Here is a 22709-nt window from a genome sequence, read left to right as displayed (position 1 = left end):
AAAAATGCAGGATACTACAGCTGAAATACTACAAGACACAACTCCGCTATTTACAAACGACACCATTGTTTTTGGTGTCTTGATGGTTGCCATCGGAATTATTTTCTATACCTCTTCGAAAGAAACGGGTTTTTGGGATAAATTTTACAAAATAGTTCCGGCGCTGTTTATGGCCTATTTTATTCCTGCGCTTTTTACCACCTTCGGAATTATTTCCCCTGAATGGATTTCTGTATCAGATTCCGGTGAAGTTGTCGAGCACAGCTCGAACCTCTATTATATGTCAAGCCGGTATTTATTACCTGCCGCCTTGGTTTTGATGACGTTAAGTATCGATTTGAAGGCTGTTTACAACCTTGGCCCCAAAGCCCTTATCATGTTTCTAACGGGAACAGCCGGGATTATTTTAGGAGGGCCAATTGCCGTATTGATTATTGGAACTATTTCACCTGAAACAGTGGGTGGAGCCGGTGCAGATGCAGTGTGGCGAGGACTCTCAACCCTTGCAGGAAGTTGGATTGGAGGCGGAGCGAACCAGACGGCCATGTTGGAAATTTATGGTTATAATCAGGCCTTATACGGTGGAATGGTTTTCGTAGATATTGTGGTGGCAAATATTTGGATGGCTATTATACTTATTGGAATTGGTAAAGCCGCAAAGATTGACAAATGGCTAAAAGCAGATACTTCTGCCATTGAAAGCTTAAAGGAAAAGGTATCCTCCTATGCCAAAGAAGTTGACAGAAACCCTACGCTAACCGATTTGATGATTCTTGCTGCCATCGCCTTTGGAACCGTTGGTTTTGCGCATCTTGGCGCCAATTATCTCAGCGAGTTCTTTACCGAAATTGTTTCCGGAATACCCAAAGGAATCACACGAAATATTTTTACATTTCTGGATTCCAGTTTCTTTTGGATGATAACAATAACCACCATCATAGGTGTGATTTTATCTTTTACGAAGGCAAAGAGTTACGAAGGTGCCGGCGCCAGTAAGTTCGGCAGTGTATTTATCTATATTCTGGTAGCAAGTATAGGGATGAAAATGGATCTTACTATGATATTCGATAATTTCGGACTTATTTTTATAGGAATTGTTTGGATGATTATACACGCTGCCTTACTAATAATAGTGGCCAAATTAATTCGGGCGCCCTACTTCTTTTTAGCAGTAGGAAGTCAGGCAAATGTAGGAGGTGCAGCCTCTGCCCCTATCGTAGCATCGGCTTTTCATCCGTCATTGGCTACAGTAGGTGTGTTATTAGCGGTATTCGGATATGCTATTGGAACCGTAGGCGCAATTTTATGTACGGTATTAATGCAATTAGCGGCTACCTCATAGGATTTCTTCCAAAAATCACGCATATTTGCAGCCTTAAAATACATCCCGAATGAAATCCCTTTTTACAAGTATCTGTCTATTATTTTTGTTGCTAGGTTGTGCAAAAACGCAACATGAGATGCAGCTTTCAGGAAATATAAAAGGCTTGAAAAAAGGAGTAGTACTACTTCAAAAAGTAGTGGATACAAATTTTGTTACGGTCGATTCGGTTACTATCAATGGAGATTCAAATTTTTCTTTTTCGGATGCTGTTGAAAGTCCGGAGATTTACTTTTTACAACTAAAGATTGAAAACGAGTCCCTTAAAGACAAGAACCTTTCTTTTTTTGCCGAACCGGGAGAAATAACGATCAACACTTCCCTTGAAAATTTTGCAACTGCCGCTGTGGTTTCAGGTTCTAAGAATCAGGAAAAACTTTCAGAATACAAAAAACTAATTCAGCGATATAGCGACAAGAATCTGGACTTAATTGAAGAAGAAATTTCAGCCATACAGCAACAAAACGATTCTTTACTGCAAGCAATTCAGCAAAAACGCAAGAATACTATAAGAGGTAAGTATCTGGCGACCGTAAACTTTGCCATAAATAATAAAGAGTACGAGCTGGCGCCTTATCTTATGCTTAGTGAAGTGTACGATGCAAACATTAAGTATTTGGATACAGTCTATAAATCACTTACTCCAAAAATAAAAGACTCTAAATACGGTAAAGCATTAGAGTCTTATATTGTTGAGCGAAAAAATGAAGGGAACTAGTTTATAGCGCGTTGATTTTGTCAATTAGCTTTCTCCCTCTGTCTTCCAGTTCTTTATTTATTGCTTTGTAGTGTTGCTTTTTGTTTTCTACTTTTTTGTCGTTCATTTTTGCGATCAACTCATCGAAAGTTAAAATAGCATCGTCAATAATTGCCTCGGCTTTTTTGTTGTCTTTTTCAGGATTAGTAAGCTCCCAGATATAAACAGCTTCAATAATATCACCTAGAACGTAATTAATGTCTCTTTTTAGTATGCGTACACTTGCCATAATTATAATTTTTGGCAAAAATACTACTTAACAGTGTATTACGGTATATAAACTTCTAAAAATGTTGCTCCTTTAGTTTCAATGGTAATTTCTTGGATACAGGCAGGAATTAAAATGGATTCGCCTCTTTTTACGATTTCTGAAGCGTTTGATGTGGTAAACAACGCATCGCCGGCCACACACATATAAACCACAAACGAATCGATTGCGCGAAGATTTCTTTGAAAACTATGTGTTAGCAATAGCTTATTGGTTTCAAAATAAGGAATGCTTTTAAGCAATACAGCCGAATTTTTTTTGTCTGAATACGTTATTTTTGAAGTGGTATCTTTAAAATTGATGGCTTTCAAAGCCAAATCGGTATGCAATTCTCTGAAAGAGCCATCTGTATCGGGGCGGTCCCAATCGTAGATACGATACGTAATATCTGAAGTTTGCTGAATTTCAGCCAATAATACACCGGCTCCAATGGCGTGTACAGTTCCGGGAGCTATAAAAAAAGCATCGCCTTCATGTACATTTTCTGAATGGAGAATTTCCGGTAATTTTTTTTCTGAAAGAAATTGAAGATAGGTCGATTCGTCCATAGACCGATTGAAGCCTAAGATGAGTCTTGCCTCTTTTTCAGCCTGCATTACATACCACATTTCGGTCTTTCCGAAGCCCTTGTGCCGTTTTTTTGCCAAAGCATCATCGGGATGCAATTGTACCGAAAGATCTTCCCTAGCGTCAATAAATTTAAATAGTAAGGGAAATGTGGTTCCGAAAGTGCTAAAAACCTTCTTCCCTACCAGCTCAGCCTCGTGCTTTTCTAAAAGAGTGTTTAACGACATATCTTTCAGCGCACCGTTAGCGACAACAGAGATATTCTCGGGTACTCCGGAAAGCTCCCAACTTTCCCCAATATTTCCTTCACCTTCTTTCTGAAATAAATGTGAGAGTTTTTGTCCTCCCCAAACTTTTTCTTTTAATATGGGTTGAAATTTTAATGGATATAAATTGTCATTATTCACCATTATACACTACAAAATTACGGGGTGTTTCATAGAGTTTTACAGAGATTCCATAGCTGGAGTCCATTCGTTTTCTAAGTCTGTTCCATATTTCGATGGCAATATTTTCTACGGTAGGATTTACCTTCTGAAATGCCGCGACTTCCAGATTTAAATTTTTATGATCGAAAGGATCTTCTACTTCTTCTTTAATAATTTCTTTCAGAATTTTCAAGTCTATTAAAAAGCCGGTATCCGGATTAATCTCACCACTCACCCCTACTTCCAACTCGTAGTTATGTCCATGGTATTTTGGATTACTGCATTTTCCAAAGACCTCGAGATTTTTTTCGTCACTCCATCCTTCTTTGAACAAGCGATGGGCTGCATTAAAATGTGCTTTACGGTAGATAGTTAAACTCATACGGCCAGATGTTGGTAAAACTTATCGAATATTATCTTAAACCATTCGGTGTATAGGTGCGGATTTAAAATAATGTCTTCTTTTACTTTTTCGAGGTGCATCCATTTCCAGGCTGCTACTTCTTCTTTATTGATTATCGGGTCCGCATTGTACTCCCCCACCAAAATATGATCAAACTCGTGCTCGGTTAATCCATTGTCAAAGGGAGCTTTATAAATAAAGGACATGGTTTCCCTCAATGGTGTCGAAAAGCCCATTTCTTCCTGTAATCGCCTTTTCCCTGCTACCAACGACGTCTCACCATCTCTCTGATGACTGCAGCAAGTGTTTGTCCAAAGACCCGGCGAATGATATTTATTGAGTGCGCGTTGTTGTAGCATCAACTCGTTTTCATTATTAAATACAAATACCGAAAAGGCACGATGTAGCAATGCTTTTTCGTGTGCTTCCATTTTGGGCATAAGCCCGATCTTCTCATCCCGTTCATTTACAAGAATTACCTTCTCTTCAGTCATAGCAAAAAGCAGTTTTCCTCAAAAGTACGAAATAGCAGTATCTAATAAAAAACAAAAAGCGTTCAATGTAAGAATGAACGCTTTTAAAGGTTGAAAAAATTGGTTAGTCTAATTCTGTATGATAAACATCGAACGACGGTTTAACTGATGTTCCTCTTCGGTACATTCCACGCCATCGTCACACTTGTTGGTCAATTTATATTCGCCATAACCCTTTGCAGTTAGCCTGCTCTTGGCAATGCCCTTGTCTACCAACCATTGTAAGGTGGATTGTGCTCGTTTGTCAGACAACGACTCGTTGTACTTGTCGTTACCGCGTGAGTCGGTATGCGACTCGATATGGATGATAAGCTCAGGATACTGTCGCATAGCGGCCAATATCTTAGCCAATTCAATGGCCGCATCGGGACGAATGTTATAACGATCGAAATCAAAATAGATAGGCTGTAATTTCAGTCGACATCCCAAATCGTTTGGCGGACATGGGTCTACCAGTTTCAACGGAATGGGTATCTCCACCGTGCCACTCTTATCGGGTGTCTGTAAGACCTTCTCATAGGGTGCATACTGAGTCTTGCTACCTCTCACTGAATACTGCTTCTCACAGTCGGCATTAAAGCTATAGGAAGCCGTCTCTCCCACTATTTGGCTGTCTACTATCTTGTTGTTACTATCCAATAGTAATACCTCTGCTCCCGGCAGTAATTCCTTACTGTCCTGGTCGAATACCGTTCCGGTAATCACAATCTCACATTTTTCTTGTACAAGGTAAATCTCATCGTCGATACTGCCCTTGGCGCCTTCTCGGTTGGAAGACATATAACCCATGCGTTTCTCTTCTTTGATAATAAAGCCAAAGTCATCCTGACTGCTATTGGCAGGCTCGCCTAAGTTGGTAATCTTCCCGGGTCTGCCCTGAGGGTTCAACGGGGTACTGAAAATATCGTAACCTCCTAATCCCCCTCTACCATCACTGGAGAAATACAAATTGTTCTTCTCACTGATAAAAGGAAACGACTCTCTGGCTTCGGTATTGATCGATGTTCCCAGGTTAACAGGCTCTCCATAGCTATCATTATCTAAAATATCAACATACCATAAATCACTCATGCCAATGGTACCCGGCATGTCTGATGAAAAATACAAACGCTTCTCATCCAAACTAAGAGCAGGGTGTGCCACAGAGTATTCCTTAGAGTTAAAGGGTAGCTCTACAACATTGGTCCAATAGTTATCACCACTCTTGGTGGCTTTATACAGCTTTAATCGAATGGTCTTGTTCTTATCCTTGCCCTTCTTGCCGTCTATATAATTGTTACGTGTAAAATAAATGGTGTTCCCGTCCTTGGTAAAGGTAGGGGTCGATTCGTGATACGGAGTATTGACATCTCCACTCAATGAACTCGCATTGGAGAGTTTCCCCTCACCGTCCATATCGGCCTCATACAAATCTAAAAAAGGCTGCTCGTTCCACTGAGCGATCTTGCTGCCCTCCGAAGTATTAGAGGAAGAGGCATACACCAGCTTGTCCATATAATAGGCAGGTCCAAAATCGGAATACGCCGTATTGACAGAGACCTTCTCCAACACTACCTCGTATTCCAAAAAGTCCGTAGCCGTAGCGCGTACAATCCCCGGATCACCGCCCTTGGAAATATACATATCCATATATTCCTTGGACTTATCGGCATTGCCCAAACTCTTCTGACTCTGAGCAGCACGGTAATAATAGTTAACCTCGGTTTCCTGTGGAAACTCCGAAATTAACCTGGAATACCATTTGGCAGCATTGTCGTAGTCGCTGTTCCAATAATAGGTATCTCCTAAGTTCTTATAGATCTGGGCAGAGGTATAACCGTCCTCTACTACTTTGAGATAAATATCCCGAGCATCTATATATGCATACTTGTCAAATTCCTTGTTTGCCTTTTCAACTTGCTTTTTCTGAGAAAAAGAGACACTAGTACCTAACAGTACTAGTGCTAAAAGAAATACTTTTTGTAAAAATGTCTTCATGCCCCAAATGTTTTTTAAAAGAATCGTGGTGTTAACACACGTTCCGGTTTCTTGAATAAATCAAAGCGTAACATAATCTCATAAGAACCATCACTATAGGATTCTATGTCGGTAGTCTGATAGTCGTAGCCAAAGCCAATAAAAATCTCATCGGTAGCCTGAAAGCCAACCAAAGCACTCATGGCAGCACTCCATCTGTAGGCAGCTCCCAAGGTCACCTTCTCATACAAAAGAAAGTTGGCAGAAACATCCCACTGTAAGGGAGATCCACTTACAGCCTTTACCAAGGTTGCAGGCTTAAACTTTAAATTCTCACTCACATCAAAGACATAACCCGCTATTAAAAAATAATGCAAACGCTCTGCTGCTGTCACTGATCCATTAAAACCACCATTTTGAATATCCTCCAAGGTAGACTTGTCAAAATGCTTGGTGGTTAAAAAGTTGGGTACCGATAATCCGGCATAAAACTTCTCCGTATTGTAATACACTCCCGCTCCTATCTGAGGCTGAAGCTTATTGTCGATATTGTTCTCGAAAACATCACCCTGATCGGCGATATTAAGCTTGGTGAAATCAACATCCAAAATATCCAACCCCGCCTTCAATCCAAAGGAAACCTTACCCTCATCCGAGGTGTTGATACTATAGGAATAATCAATATTCACATTCGACTCAATCGAAGGACCAATTTCATCCCGTACAATAGACAGACCCAAGCCCATGTTGTCTAAACTCCCGATGGGAGAATTTACCGTGAAGGTACCCGTCTTAGGAGCCCCCTCAAAACCAACCCACTGGGTACGGTACAACAATCCAAAACTTAAAGCCTCCCGAGAACCCGCATACGCAGGGTTAACAACCTGAGTATTGTACATATACTGGGTGTACTGAGGATCCTGCTGAGCATTACTCGAAAAAATACCGAGTAAAATCAAAACTATGAGTGTAAAATAACTGTGTTTCATCGTTACATATTTTATAACCCCGGGAAGTTACCCCTCCCGGGAGTTTTTTGATTTGCTATCTATTTATATATAAGTATCCTGAATAATTAGTCTCACCCGGATTATCACCAGGGTTACCACCAGGGAAGGTCAAAATATAGAAGTACGTACCCGTTGGCAACTCCTTAGACTCTTTAACGGTAGATCTACCACTGGAAACACCTCTAAAGACATTACCATTTACTCCGTAACCATCGGTCTCCCATACAAGTACTCCCCAACGATTGAAGATCTTAACATTGTTGATAGGATAATCCTCTATTCCGTCTATCTGGAAGTAATCATTCAAGCCATCACCATCTGGGGTAACACCATTGAAAATCTCAAAATTAGCAGGTAATACATTCGGTATTACCGTAACTGTAGGATCATCAGGCTCACCATCGCCATCTGGATCAACATTGGTCAAATCATTTGGATCATCGGAGGTATCACTTACCTCGTCGCCGCCTATAGTCTCTCCCGTTCCAATGGCCTGGTTAATTACCTCACCCGCTGCAATATCAGCCTCTGTAATGGCATAGGTAGCAGTAAAGGTACTGTCATCAACCTCACCCGGATCCAATTGTGCAATAGGTCCACCTTCCAGCACAATACCCGGTAACTCATCACTCAGGGTGATGTTATACAAGGTAACATTACCTGTGTTGGTAACCGAAAAGAAATAACTAATGGTCTCTCCCGGTTGTGGGATCTGATCGCCATTGTCGTCGTTGAAAACTCCGGACTTAGTAACAGACATAGATGGATCCTGACATAGAACTGTAATTGTTTGATCATCTTCAAAATTACTATTATCATCAGATAGATCTGTAACAACACTATTGTCTGGCGCTGTCCCTGAAGCAGTAGCCTGGTTGGTCACCTGACCTGCATCCACGTCGGCTTGTGTTACTATGTACACAGCTGAGAATGTTTCAGTATCGGATGCTCCGGCAGCTAACGAAACTGGACCTCCAACTACACTCACCAACGGATCGGTAACTGTAACGTTTGTCAATGCAACATTTCCAAGGTTAGTAACCACAAAGTCATAGACAATTGTTTCACCTAAATCTACACAACCATTTCCGTTTTCATCACCCGGTATGCCTACTTTTATAAGAGCAATCACAGGTTCCTGACAAAGATCTGTTTGTGTTGGATCGTCTTCAAATTCACTGTTATTATCGGACAAGTCTGAAACTTGAGCACCTAATAAGGTGAATCCGGTGGCTATTGCCTGATTTTCAACAAAGCCATTATTTATATCAGCTTGTGTGATTAAATATGTTGCTGTAAACGATGTTCCATCAGATGTTAAAGGAGCTAACGTAATAGGTCCTCCCTGTACATTTACTAATGGATCTGAAATCGTGATATTTGTCAAGGTTACATTTCCGAGATTATAAACCGTAAACGTATAGGTTATAGTCTCTTTTGGATCTGCACACTTGTCTCCATCTTCATCGTTGAATGTTCCAACTTTAACAAGACCAATAAACGGAGACTGACATAAATCAACTACTGTAGGATCGTCTTCGAGAATACTATCGTCATCTGAAAGATCACTAACAGTGGTTCCTCCCGGAGTAGTACCTTCGGCAGTTGCCTGATTTATAACTTCCCCGGCATCAACATCGGCCTGTGTAATCACATAGCTCGCAGTAAATGACACGCCATCTGTAGCGCCTACCGGTAGTGTAATTGGACCCCCAACTACAGCAACCAATGGATCGGTCACTATTACATTGTTAAGTGTAATATTTCCAGTATTTACTACTGTAAACGTGTATTCAATAATATCACCCGGTACCGGACAACCTCCACCACTTGGGTTAGGCGGCAATCCTCCTTCTTTGATTAGCGCAATACTTGCGTTTTGACAAAGTTCTGTCACCGTTGGATCATCTTCAAATACATTATCATCATCGGAAAGATCGGTTACAACTGTTGTATCCGGTGCAGTTCCTTCGGCAGTTGCCTGATTTGTTACATTTCCGGCATCGATATCTGCTTGTGTAATAGTATATGTAGCGGTATAAATCCAAGTTTCAGTAACATCCAACTCATTGTCATTGTCGGTATCTCCTGAATCAGGACCTGGAATTGGTCCACCCAATAGTGGATCGTCTACCACAATATTTGAAAGACTCACGTTGCCTTCATTTTCTACCGTGAAAGTATAGCTAATTGTTTCATCCACATTGGAACATCCATCCTGATCTTCATCATTGAAGATTCCGGTTTTGATAATTGCGATTACCGGTTCCTGGCATAGTGATATCACTGTAGGATCATCTTCCAATACACTATTGTCATCAGATAAATCACTAACAACAGTTGTGTCCGGAGCTGTTCCTTCGGCAGTAGCCTGGTTGATTACCTCACCGGCATCGATATCATCTTGTGTGATGGCATACGTTGCAGTGTAAATCCATGTTTCAGTTACATCCAGTTCACCATCATTATCGGTATCTCCACTATCCGGACCGGCAATTGGGCCACCTAATAGAGGATCGGTAACTACTATTGAAGCTAAACTTACGTTTCCTTCATTAGTTACTGTGAATGTATAGTTTATAGATTCACCCGGATCTGCACATTCATCACCATTATCATCTACAAATATTCCTGTCTTGACAATTGCGATTGCCGGACTTTGACACAGGGTAGTTACTGTAGGATCGTCTTCCAATACACTTGTATCATCAGATAAATCACTTACCACAGTAGTATCCGGTGCAGTACCTTCGGCCGTAGCCTGGTTAGTTACCTGACCCGCATCGATATCATCTTGAGTAATTATATAGCTTCCTGTGTAAATCCACGTTTCAGTTACATCTAATTCACCATCGTTGTCAGTATCTCCTGAATCAGGACCTGCAATAGGACCTCCTAACAATGGATCGGTGACAACTATTGAAGCTAAACTTACGTTTCCTTCATTGGTTACAGTAAATGTATAATCAATAGATTCACCCGGATCGGCACATTGGTCACCGTTACCGTCTACAAATAGACCTGTCTTCACAATTGCAATTACAGGGTTTTGACACAGGGTAATAACTGTTGTATCATCGGTAGTAGTTGTGGTTCCGGATAGATCACTAACGGTTGTACCGTCTTCATCTGTACCTTCGGCTGTTGCCTGATTTATAACTTCACCTGCATCAATATCAATTTGTGTAATAGCATATGAAGCAGTGTAAATCCACGTTTCAGTTATATCTAACCATCCGTCATTATTTGCATCTCCCGAATCTGGACCCGGAATAATACCTCCTAACAGAGGATCGGTAACTGTTACAGAACCTAATGGTACATTTCCGGTATTTGTTACAGTAAATGTATAATCTATAGATTCACCCGGATCGGCACATTGATCGCCATTGCCATCTACAAATATTCCAGATTTTACAATCGCAATTGCGGGTGCAGGAGTTTCTTCAATAAGAATGTATACAGTTGCTTGATCTGTCGCTACAGGTGCTCCGTTATCAAAGATTGCATACACAAATTGATCTGTGCCCGTAAAGCCGGCATTAGGAGTGTAGGTAAAGGTACCATCGGCATTGATACTCAAGGTTCCGTTACTTGGTCCACTCACCGGAGTGAGCGCTGTATCTACCATTTGAGTATCACCTTCAGGATCATTATCGTTATCCAATACATTTCCGTTGATAGGTTGATTAACCTCACTGTAGTAAGAATCATCGTTTGCAACGGTTATGTTATTATTATCCACGATAATATAAATGGTCACCGTGGCCGTATCACAAAGAGCCGGAGTTCCATTATCACAGATAGTATATTCGAAGGTATCTTCTCCTACAAATCCCGGGTTTGGTGTATAAGTGTAGGTTCCGTCAGGATTCACTACAACAGTTCCATTTACAGGGTTTGTATTTGCTGTAACCGTAATTGGGTCACCATCTAAGTCGTAATCATTAACGATTACATTTCCACTTACAGGAGTATCTACTTCCGTTACATTTGTATCGTTGTTTGCGATTGGAGGATCATTTCCAATTACAGGATCGTCAACAATTTCGATTGTAACCGTGGCAGTATCACATGCAATTGGGTTTCCACCGTCACAGATTTGATATTCAAATGAATCTTCACCCACATAATCCAATCCAGGAGTATAGGTATACGTTCCATCAGGGTTGAATACCAACGCACCGTTTGAAGGACCGCTTACCAATGTGAATACCTCGGTACCAGCAGGACCATCTAAATTATCGTCGTTTGTTCCAACATCACCACTCACAGGTAGATTCACGAAAGTATCATTGATATCGTCAATTGCTAAAATAGTATTACCAGGATCTCCAACAGTTAAGTATACAGTAGCTTGATCGGTCGCAACAGGTGCTCCATTATCAAAGATTGCATACACAAACTGATCTGTGCCCGTAAAGCCGGCATTCGGAGTATAGGTAAAAGTACCATCGGCATTGATGGTCAAAGTACCATTACTTGGTCCACTCACAGGAGTGAGCGTAGTATCTACCATTTGAGTATCGCCTTCCGGATCGTTATCGTTATCCAATACGTTTCCACTAATTGGCATATCGATAAAGCCGTTATAGGCATCATCATTGGCAACAGTAATGTTTCCATTATTTGGTATTACCTGAATGGTTACTGTAGCCGTATCACAAAGTGGTGGTGGAATTGGTGCTCCATCATCACAGATAGTATATTCAAAAGTATCTTCTCCTACAAAACCTGGGTTCGGAGTATAGGTATAGCTTCCATCAGGATTTACTACAACAGTTCCATTTACAGGGTTTGTATTTCCGGTTACTGTAATTGGGTCACCATCAGGATCGAAGTCGTTCACCATCACATTACCACTTACAGGAGTATCTACCTCTGTAGTATTGGTATCGGCATTAGCTACCGGCGGTTCATTGTCCGGACTGCCTATTGGCAATACTTCAATATAAACCGTAGCAGTATCACATGCTATTGGGTTTCCACCGTCACAGATCTGATACTCAAAAGTATCTTCACCTGTAAAGTCTAATCCCGGAGTATAGGTATAGGTTCCGTCAGGATTGAATACCAACGCGCCGTTTGAAGGACCACTTACCAGAGTGAATACTTCAGTGCCCGCAGGACCGTCAGCATTCTCATCGTTGGTAGCCACACTTCCACTTACAGGAAGGTTCATATAGGTGTCGTTGATATCGTCAATTGCCAGAATCTTGTTACCTATAATTCCAACCAAGATTGTAACTGTAGCAGAATCGGTTGCGACAGGAGTACCATCATCAAAGATTGAGTATACAAAACTATCGGGTCCAAAATATCCAGGGTTTGGCGTATATGTAAAGGTACCATCGGCATTTAATACAACTGTGCCATTACTTGGTCCGTTAGCCGGACTAATAGCAATGTCTACAGTTTGATTGTCACCTTCAGGATCTGTATCGTTGTCCAATACATTTCCATTTATAACTATACCAACTGTGGTATAATAAGAGTCATCAACCGCAGTCGTAATATTGTCTGTAGTATCTAACACCTGAATCGTAACCGTTGCAGTATCGCAAAGCGCAGGAGTTCCGTTATCACAAATTGTGTATTGGAATATATCTTGGCCAACAAATCCGGGGTTCGGAGTATAGGTATAGCTTCCGTCAGGATTTACTACCACACTACCATTGGCAGGGTTTGTATTTGCTGTTACAACAATTGGGTCACCATCGGGATCGTAATCGTTCGGCAATACATTTCCATCTACAGGTACATCTACCTGAGTGGTGTTTGTATCGGCATTTGCAACCGGAGGATCATTGTCTGAAGTATCTATAGGCTCCACTTCAATATAAACTACCGCACTATCACAAGCTTGAGGGCTTCCGTCGTCACAAATAGTATATTCGAAGCTATCTTCCCCAATATAATCAAGTGGAGGAGTATAGGTATAAGCACCTGTAACAGGGTCAATATTCACAATTACTCCCTGTACTGTAGTTACCGTCGTTGTAGTAACTGTTTGGGTATCCCCTTCCAAATCGAAATCGTTGGTAAGCACATTTCCACTTACAGGAATATTTACAAACGTATCATTGATATCGTCGACCGCAACTGTTGTGTTTACAAACGCACTTACTAATATGGTTACAGTAGCAGAATCGGTTGCCACAGGAGTACCATCGTCAAAGATTGAGTACACAAAACTGTCTGGTCCAAAATATCCAGGATCAGGTGTATACGTAAAGGTACCATCGGCATTTAATACCACTGTACCATTACTTGGCCCATTTGAAGGACTGATAGCAATATCTACAGTTTGATTGTCACCTTCAGGATCTGTATCGTTATCCAATACATTTGCGCTTATAGGTGTATTTCTTTGCGTAAAGTATGAATCATCAACCGCAGTTGTAATATTGTCTGTAGTATCCAAAATTTGGATTGTTACCGTTGCAGTATCACAAAGTGGCGGTGTCCCGTTATCACAAATTGTATATTGGAATGTATCCTGACCCACATAATTCGGATTAGGCGTATATGTATAACTTCCATCAGGATTTATTACTACGCTACCATTGGCAGGGTTTGTATTTGCTGTTACTACAATTGGATCTCCGTCCGGATCGTAATCGTTCGGCAATACATTTCCATCTACCGGTACATTTACCTGAGTTGTATTTGTATCGGCATTTGCAACCGGTGGATCATTGTCTGAGGAATCTGTTGGTTCAACTTCAATATAAACCACTGCGCTATCACAAGCTTGTGGGTTTCCGTCGTCACAAATAGTATATTCAAAAGTATCCTCGCCAATATAGTCAACTGGTGGTGTATAAGTATAAGCTCCCGTAACAGGATCGATATTCACAATTACCCCTTGAACTGTAGTTACAGTTGTAGTAGTTACTGTTTGAGTATCGCCTTCCAAATCGAAGTCGTTTGTAAGAACGTTTCCATCTACAGGGATATTTACGAATGTGTCGTTGATATCATCAACTGCCACTGTACAATTTTTCAGAATTGTAACCTGAACTGAAGCATCACATCCGTTTGCGTCGACAACTACAATACTGTGAATTCCTTGCGACAGATTTGTAAAAGTTCCTGAAGCTTGTGGTGCGCCACCATCTAAAGCATATAGATAAGGAGGTGTTCCTCCTGCGGCTTCAACTGTCACGGAGCTAGGTGCACTACATAATATATCGGTTTGAGAAATAATGTTTAGCGATAATTCTGCTGAAGGCTGCATTACTGTAGCACTATCGGTTTTGGTACAACCATTGGCATCGGTAATTAGGACTGAATACGTTCCGGCCACTAAGTTGAATAAGTCTTCGGTTGTTTCACCACCCGGACTCCATAGGAAGGAATAAGGCGGAGTTCCTCCTGTTACTGTAAGATCTAAGGATCCCGTATTCTCTCCGAAACACGCTACATTCGTAACCGCAATTCCCGAGCTTAATGCTCCCGGTTGATTAACGGTCGTTGTAGAAGAAGCTGTACAAAGCGTTGATTGATCGGTTACTGTAACAGTATATGCTCCTGCTGTTAATCCTGTAATTGTCTGAGTAGTCTGACCACCCGGACTCCATGAATAACTAAATGGTCCTAAACCACCTGTTACTCCAACTGTCGCTGTACCATTATTACCACCATTACATGAAACCGGTGTTGAAGAAGCATTGGCTGCCAAATCTCTACATGATCCAGGGTTTACAATGGTTGAAGCAGTAGCTGTACAACCATTAGCGTCGGTTACAGTTACAGTATATGTTCCGGCACTAAGTCCGGTAATTGTTTGTGTTGTTTGCCCTCCGGGACTCCATACATATGTATACGGTGGTGTCCCTCCTGTTGGATTAGCGGTAGCCGTTCCGTCACCGGTTGTTGGTCCGGTTTCATCGGTCGAGGTAGCTGTCACGTTCAAAGCATTAGAAGGCTGTGTAATTGTTACACTTTGTTGTACCGGTTGACACAAGGTACCGTCTATAGTTACACTTACAGTATACACACCTGCGCCTAATCCTGAAACAGTACTAGAGGTAACACCGGCATCAACTTGTACGGGCACTGTATTCCATGTAAAGGTAAAAGTAGCACCGGGATTTAACACAGAGCTTGCACTAACTGTAGCACTTCCGGTCATATCTCCTGTACAAAGTACGTGAGTAACATTGTCCACATTAATAGTAGCATCGCAGTTTGGAACACAATCTATTACAACTCCTTGCTGAAGCGTACAACCATTGGCATCGGTTACCACAACAGTGTGTGTTCCGGCTGCTAAGTTAATTGCAGTTTGTGTAGTCTGACTTCCGGCACTAGCACTCCACTGATAGGTATAAGGACCTACGCCTCCCGAAGGATTCGCCGTCGCTTGTCCGTTGAGACAACCTCCAGTTGCCGTCGCATTGATTTTAGTAATTTGTATGCTCAATGGTTCCGGCTGTGTAAGCGTAACACTTATAGAATCTGAATTTCCAAGAGTGTCTGTTACGCCAATTGTATATACTCCTGCCGGTAAATTATTAAAGGTAGGAGACGCTTGAGGTGTTCCACCGTTAAGGCTGTACATATAAGGAGGTACGCCTCCTGTAGCCATTACGGTAATAGAACCTGTACTTGCGCCATTACACAATATATTTGTTTTAGACTCCAGAACTAATTCTAATTCTTCGTAACAATCACCATCTACATTAACACCACTTGCAATAACCCAAGACTGACCATTTACAGTTTGTCCGTTTTGATTATTTCGGGTATCCACGGTGATTACAACCTGCGTTGCTGCACCCGGAACTGCATTCAGCGTAAGCGTAGGTATGGCTAGACAGCAAGTACCTCCCGGTAGTGATGCATCAGGTCCATATATGAATACTTGATCGGAAACACCACCCGATTCAGCTTTTAACAACAGATATCTTCCATCAGCTGTTAATTCGGAAATCGGAGCTTCAATAGTTAAATTTCTTGGTCCTGTAAATGCAGGAATGTCAATAGTGATGGTTTGAACATCATTAACCCCGCTTCTACTTGTAAATACACCTGAGCTAGAAGATGCATCCGGCACATTTCTGAAGGCATACACCACCAGAGATTGCAATTGGCATTTACTAGAATTATTGGTATACGTAATTGTGCTTGTATTTCCGGTAAATAGTCCTCTATACACCCAAATATTTGAACTGGTACCAACCGGTACTGATCTATAGAGTGTTTGACTATTGTTTGAAGAATCTGTAAACGTAATACTCTGACCAGGATTTGATCCTTTGTATACAATTTCAACTACGTATTGGTATACGTTGGCCGGGTTAGGTATTGAAGCAACTGTAGTTAAATTACAATTTGCGTTATATCCGTATTCATCGACCACCTTATCGTCACCACACTCAAAGTTCCATCCATCGGGCGTGTCTACTCCATCGACGAAATCATTTCCGCAGGTAGACATTAAATTAATTACACGCGTAATTAAATTATCGTTAGCACCGTCAACATCCGAAATTGATTCGTATCCGGGAAGATCGTTCTCACGAATTTCATAGGTAACATCTACCAATGCTTCAGGAATTGCCGCAACAGCTTTATAGCTACCATTTGCTCCGGTAGTTACGGTTTGAGAGCTTCCGTCTGAACCGGTGACATCTATTTCAACCCCCACTAAAGGATCACCACCTTGGTCGGTCACTTTTCCGCAGATAACAGGATAGGTAATTAAAACCGAATTGGGATCGTTGTAATTCGCATTATCCATATCTAATGAATAATATCGATCATCATTGCCGTCAATCTTCCCTATCTTATAACGTAAGGATGATTTGTTTTCGAAATAATTACTATAGGTCCATCTTGGATCCAGAGAAACATCACCACCAGGAGCGGTTTCTGTATTTCTGGCTTCACCTCTTACATAGGTTGCTCCTCTCGAAATATCGATTTTTGGATTCGAAGCTAAGAAGTAAGCATCAGGCAGACTAATTTCTGCATATTCACGTGTACTGTTTCCATCACCATCAATATCTAAAGGTGTTCCGAAGAATGAGATGACAACTTCATCTCCGTAGTTTCCACCTCCGGTTACAAAGGTGACACTAAACTCAACACTTTGATCATTCCCATTTGTGCTATTGATTCTGGGTTGAAAAGCCTCGTTAAGTCCTGTTCCTGTAACATCGATATCTAATAATGAAGCTCCATTGTTAAAGGCTTCAATTTTTACCAGCGCATCTAGCACATTGCCATGTGGATTACCAGGGAATACATTTGAGAATCTGTAAACTGCTCCTACCTGAAGGTTGGATCCGGCAATTTTCACGGGGTTTACAAAATTCGAATTATTATAAAACGGCGCACAACCGCATTCTCTAGCAATTGGCGTATTTACAATACTAATTTTATAATCTTCAACTTCCCCATCAGGGGCCTCACTATAACTAGCCGCAAGATTGTGTTGAGATGAATATCTGAATCGCGCATAGGTAACACCCATTGCTGCACTACTGGGTACATTTATGTTTAAATTAATGTTATTGCCAGACGGTGCTATATTGTTTGCCACTTTTTCGTTGCTGTCGAAATCACCATCACCATTCCAATCTATCCAGGCACTTAAAACACCGTTACCATTTGTCTTAACAGTTAACGTATATGCAGAACCTGCATTAAGTTGCTTATTGTCGAGTAAGTCACCATTTAATTTCACACCGTCTTCATCGTCTATACCGGTAGCATCATCTCCAAAGCCTCCGTTTACAGTAGTAAAAGGATCTTCAGAATCCGGCGCTACAGTCCCCAGGTAAATAGTAATAGGGTCCGATTGTAATACCGGTAATTGGTGCGCTGCCCAACCGTAAGAGTTAGGAATATCTCCTCCATCATCTCTCACACCTACGTTGCCCATAATTCCTTCAACGTCTGAACTACCACCTAATTTAGCTACTGCGGTTAAGTCACCATTCGATAAATTTACTTCGTAAATACGTCTGTCTCCTCCTGTTAAATTATCTCCTTCGTCTTCAATATATAATTTTCCATCGGCGGCAAAACCAATTCCTTCGCCATCAATTTCGAACTCTGTGCTAAACGCAAAGGTTGTATTACCGTTGGTAACGTTTATAAAATAAAAATCTACTTCATCATCATTTTGAACATAAAAGTCCCCATTTACAGGATTCCATGCAATTCCGTCAGCCTTATTAATGGCTCCCGATAATGTTTTTGGATAACCCGCATAAGACGCCCAATTATTATTTGGGTTATAGGCATACAACTTTGTACCACCAGTGCCATCACCGCTTGGATCAACAATAACGAACATCACTTCAGCTCCCGTGACATTATTCAAGTAAAATTCTACACCCTGAACAACGCCGGTAAACATATTGTCCACCTTTAATGTCGAATTCCCATTCGCAGGGTTCACTTCATATAAATCGTGATCGTTCGCAAATGCATACACCCTTCTGTTACTTGCTCTAAATCCGGAGCCTTCTCCATTAAAGGTTCTATCCGTAGATTGGATAGCCGGAGTTGGCAATGGGTCAGAGGTAGGGTCTGGCGCCACAGAAAAAAGATCATTCCCATTATCGGGTAATGCATACAAAAAAGGCAAACCTCTATTTGTATTTGGAACTATTGTTGGCAATGGATCCTGTCCATAAACTAACATCGAAGAGAATATAAATGTAAGAATACTTACATATTTAAAAAATCTCTTATGCAGGATAGAATAAGTAATGTTTTGCATACGTTCTAAATTTTATTATTTTTTTGACGGAAATCGTGCCCCATTTCTATAATTAAGGAGAATGCAGGAAAATAAATATTCTGCATCGGTGCGGCATTTTCTTTGAAAATGTATGATGCTTCTTTGGCAGGAAGAGGCCCGCAAGCAGGTATTTCCTCGTAACACTCCAGATCAACATCCAATAAAGGATATTTCATATAATTATCGTTAGCACTCTTTGGAGAAAATCCATAAACTAATACGAGTGAAAAGAAAAACGCAAAAACACCGAAGGTGGTTATTATTTTCTGATACGAATAAAGTGAGGTAATATTTCGCATATAACTTAATTTTTAATTATTCAATTAAAAAAATAAACCTAGTGCGCAGTAAACGCATTAGTTCGTTATACGATAGAAATAAGTGGGTAGGTCACTTAAGATTTATGTAGGGCATGAAAAGCAGAAACAGCTTCTCAATATCAAATATACGTAGGAAAAAATGTTAAAGTCTTACAAAAAGTCAACTATTAGTTGAAGCGTAAAATATTCTCGTTGAACAACACAATATTGAAGTTATTAACTATTTTTTTTGTAGGAAATACAACTACGTGTTTATACGTATACTAGCGTCACAATTAGGCTAATAGCAAGGATATTTGTAAGAATGGTTTTTTAAATGTTAAAAAAACTGAATCGACGACAATTTAAGTTCATGACTGAAAAAAAACAAAATAAACAAAAAAAACAAAAAGCGTTCAATGTAAGAATGAACGCTTTTAAAGGTTGAAAAAATTGGTTAGTCTAATTCTGTATGATAAACATCGAACGACGGTTTAACTGATGTTCCTCTTCGGTACATTCCACGCCATCGTCACACTTGTTGGTCAATTTATATTCGCCATAACCCTTTGCAGTTAGCCTGCTCTTGGCAATGCCCTTGTCTACCAACCATTGTAAGGTGGATTGTGCTCGTTTGTCAGACAACGACTCGTTGTACTTGTCGTTACCGCGTGAGTCGGTATGCGACTCGATATGGATGATAAGCTCAGGATACTGTCGCATAGCGGCCAATATCTTAGCCAATTCAATGGCCGCATCGGGACGAATGTTATAACGATCGAAATCAAAATAGATAGGCTGTAATTTCAGTCGACATCCCAAATCGTTTGGCGGACATGGGTCTACCAGTTTCAACGGAATGGGTATCTCCACCGTGCCACTCTTATCGGGTGTCTGTAAGACCTTCTCATAGGGTGCATACTGAGTCTTGCTACCTCTCACTGAATACTGCTTCTCACAGTCGGCATTAAAGCTATAGGAAGCCGTCTCTCCCACTATTTGGCTGTCTACTATCTTGTTGTTACTATCCAATAGTAATACCTCTGCTCCCGGCAGTAATTCCTTACTGTCCTGGTCGAATACCGTTCCGGTAATCACAATCTCACATTTTTCTTGTACAAGGTAAATCTCATCGTCGATACTGCCCTTGGCGCCTTCTCGGTTGGAAGACATATAACCCATGCGTTTCTCTTCTTTGATAATAAAGCCAAAGTCATCCTGACTGCTATTGGCAGGCTCGCCTAAGTTGGTAATCTTCCCGGGTCTGCCCTGAGGGTTCAACGGGGTACTGAAAATATCGTAACCTCCTAATCCCCCTCTACCATCACTGGAGAAATACAAATTGTTCTTCTCACTGATAAAAGGAAACGACTCTCTGGCTTCGGTATTGATCGATGTTCCCAGGTTAACAGGCTCTCCATAGCTATCATTATCTAAAATATCAACATACCATAAATCACTCATGCCAATGGTACCCGGCATGTCTGATGAAAAATACAAACGCTTCTCATCCAAACTAAGAGCAGGGTGTGCCACAGAGTATTCCTTAGAGTTAAAGGGTAGCTCTACAACATTGGTCCAATAGTTATCACCACTCTTGGTGGCTTTATACAGCTTTAATCGAATGGTCTTGTTCTTATCCTTGCCCTTCTTGCCGTCTATATAATTGTTACGTGTAAAATAAATGGTGTTCCCGTCCTTGGTAAAGGTAGGGGTCGATTCGTGATACGGAGTATTGACATCTCCACTCAATGAACTCGCATTGGAGAGTTTCCCCTCACCGTCCATATCGGCCTCATACAAATCTAAAAAAGGCTGCTCGTTCCACTGAGCGATCTTGCTGCCCTCCGAAGTATTAGAGGAAGAGGCATACACCAGCTTGTCCATATAATAGGCAGGTCCAAAATCGGAATACGCCGTATTGACAGAGACCTTCTCCAACACTACCTCGTATTCCAAAAAGTCCGTAGCCGTAGCGCGTACAATCCCCGGATCACCGCCCTTGGAAATATACATATCCATATATTCCTTGGACTTATCGGCATTGCCCAAACTCTTCTGACTCTGAGCAGCACGGTAATAATAGTTAACCTCGGTTTCCTGTGGAAACTCCGAAATTAACCTGGAATACCATTTGGCAGCATTGTCGTAGTCGCTGTTCCAATAATAGGTATCTCCTAAGTTCTTATAGATCTGGGCAGAGGTATAACCGTCCTCTACTACTTTGAGATAAATATCCCGAGCATCTATATATGCATACTTGTCAAATTCCTTGTTTGCCTTTTCAACTTGCTTTTTCTGAGAAAAAGAGACACTAGTACCTAACAGTACTAGTGCTAAAAGAAATACTTTTTGTAAAAATGTCTTCATGCCCCAAATGTTTTTTAAAAGAATCGTGGTGTTAACACACGTTCCGGTTTCTTGAATAAATCAAAGCGTAACATAATCTCATAAGAACCATCACTATAGGATTCTATGTCGGTAGTCTGATAGTCGTAGCCAAAGCCAATAAAAATCTCATCGGTAGCCTGAAAGCCAACCAAAGCACTCATGGCAGCACTCCATCTGTAGGCAGCTCCCAAGGTCACCTTCTCATACAAAAGAAAGTTGGCAGAAACATCCCACTGTAAGGGAGATCCACTTACAGCCTTTACCAAGGTTGCAGGCTTAAACTTTAAATTCTCACTCACATCAAAGACATAACCCGCTATTAAAAAATAATGCAAACGCTCTGCTGCTGTCACTGATCCATTAAAACCACCATTTTGAATATCCTCCAAGGTAGACTTGTCAAAATGCTTGGTGGTTAAAAAGTTGGGTACCGATAATCCGGCATAAAACTTCTCCGTATTGTAATACACTCCCGCTCCTATCTGAGGCTGAAGCTTATTGTCGATATTGTTCTCGAAAACATCACCCTGATCGGCGATATTAAGCTTGGTGAAATCAACATCCAAAATATCCAACCCCGCCTTCAATCCAAAGGAAACCTTACCCTCATCCGAGGTGTTGATACTATAGGAATAATCAATATTCACATTCGACTCAATCGAAGGACCAATTTCATCCCGTACAATAGACAGACCCAAGCCCATGTTGTCTAAACTCCCGATGGGAGAATTTACCGTGAAGGTACCCGTCTTAGGAGCCCCCTCAAAACCAACCCACTGGGTACGGTACAACAATCCAAAACTTAAAGCCTCCCGAGAACCCGCATACGCAGGGTTAACAACCTGAGTATTGTACATATACTGGGTGTACTGAGGATCCTGCTGAGCATTACTCGAAAAAATACCGAGTAAAATCAAAACTATGAGTGTAAAATAACTGTGTTTCATCGTTACAT

At 41.1% G+C, this 22709-nt stretch carries 12 protein-coding genes; 2 read left to right on the top strand and 10 right to left on the bottom strand.

The genetic code is table 11. The annotated features are described in order from the left end of the window. Positions 1-4: 4 nt before the first annotated feature. A complete protein-coding gene (locus ATE92_RS09100) occupies positions 5-1342 on the top strand; it encodes a DUF819 domain-containing protein (RefSeq protein ID WP_100803404.1) in 1338 nt (445 codons plus the stop codon). A 49-nt stretch (positions 1343-1391) separates the two neighbouring features. Then, positions 1392-2099, top strand: a complete 708-nt coding sequence (locus tag ATE92_RS09095) for a DUF4369 domain-containing protein (RefSeq protein ID WP_100803403.1) — start codon at positions 1392-1394, stop codon at positions 2097-2099. A 1-nt stretch (position 2100) separates the two neighbouring features. On the opposite strand, the gene ATE92_RS09090 is transcribed toward ATE92_RS09095, so the two are convergent. From ATE92_RS09090 to ATE92_RS09045, 10 genes are all read right to left on the bottom strand, one after another. Further along, on the bottom strand, positions 2101-2367 hold the full coding sequence (locus ATE92_RS09090; RefSeq protein ID WP_100803402.1) for a hypothetical protein: 267 nt from the start codon (positions 2365-2367) through the stop codon (positions 2101-2103). Between the two features lie 38 nt (positions 2368-2405). After that, complete coding sequence (locus tag ATE92_RS09085; protein ID WP_100803401.1) at positions 2406-3383, bottom strand: type I phosphomannose isomerase catalytic subunit; 978 nt, start codon at positions 3381-3383, stop codon at positions 2406-2408. Further along, on the bottom strand, positions 3373-3783 hold the full coding sequence (locus tag ATE92_RS09080) for a 6-carboxytetrahydropterin synthase (RefSeq protein ID WP_100803400.1): 411 nt from the start codon (positions 3781-3783) through the stop codon (positions 3373-3375). The genes ATE92_RS09085 and ATE92_RS09080 overlap by 11 nt, the downstream gene beginning before the upstream one ends. Next, complete coding sequence (gene idi, locus ATE92_RS09075) at positions 3780-4298, bottom strand: isopentenyl-diphosphate Delta-isomerase (protein WP_100803399.1); 519 nt, start codon at positions 4296-4298, stop codon at positions 3780-3782. The genes ATE92_RS09080 and idi overlap by 4 nt, the downstream gene beginning before the upstream one ends. 108 nt (positions 4299-4406) lie before the next feature. Then, positions 4407-6314: an OmpA family protein gene (locus ATE92_RS09070; protein ID WP_100803396.1), complete on the bottom strand. Its 1908-nt coding sequence runs from the start codon at positions 6312-6314 to the stop codon at positions 4407-4409. Positions 6315-6328: 14 nt separating this feature from the next. Beyond that, positions 6329-7282: a type IX secretion system membrane protein PorP/SprF gene (locus tag ATE92_RS09065; protein WP_100803395.1), complete on the bottom strand. Its 954-nt coding sequence runs from the start codon at positions 7280-7282 to the stop codon at positions 6329-6331. A gap of 55 nt (positions 7283-7337) precedes the next feature. After that, positions 7338-19043, bottom strand: coding sequence for an Ig-like domain-containing protein (locus ATE92_RS09060; RefSeq protein WP_100803398.1), 11706 nt, complete (start codon positions 19041-19043; stop codon positions 7338-7340). Between the two features lie 5 nt (positions 19044-19048). Continuing rightward, complete coding sequence (locus tag ATE92_RS09055) at positions 19049-19363, bottom strand: hypothetical protein (protein ID WP_100803397.1); 315 nt, start codon at positions 19361-19363, stop codon at positions 19049-19051. A gap of 462 nt (positions 19364-19825) precedes the next feature. Then, positions 19826-21733 carry an OmpA family protein gene (locus ATE92_RS09050; RefSeq protein WP_100803396.1) on the bottom strand — a complete coding sequence of 636 codons (1908 nt, stop codon included), beginning with the start codon at positions 21731-21733 and terminating at the stop codon, positions 19826-19828. Between the two features lie 14 nt (positions 21734-21747). Then, positions 21748-22701 carry a type IX secretion system membrane protein PorP/SprF gene (locus ATE92_RS09045; RefSeq protein ID WP_100803395.1) on the bottom strand — a complete coding sequence of 318 codons (954 nt, stop codon included), beginning with the start codon at positions 22699-22701 and terminating at the stop codon, positions 21748-21750. Positions 22702-22709 lie beyond the last annotated feature (8 nt).

Source organism: Ulvibacter sp. MAR_2010_11, assembly GCF_002813135.1.
Taxonomy (GTDB): domain Bacteria; phylum Bacteroidota; class Bacteroidia; order Flavobacteriales; family Flavobacteriaceae; genus Altibacter.
The sequence above is the reverse complement of the archived record's forward strand: the minus strand, read 5'-3'. Positions and strand labels throughout refer to the sequence as shown.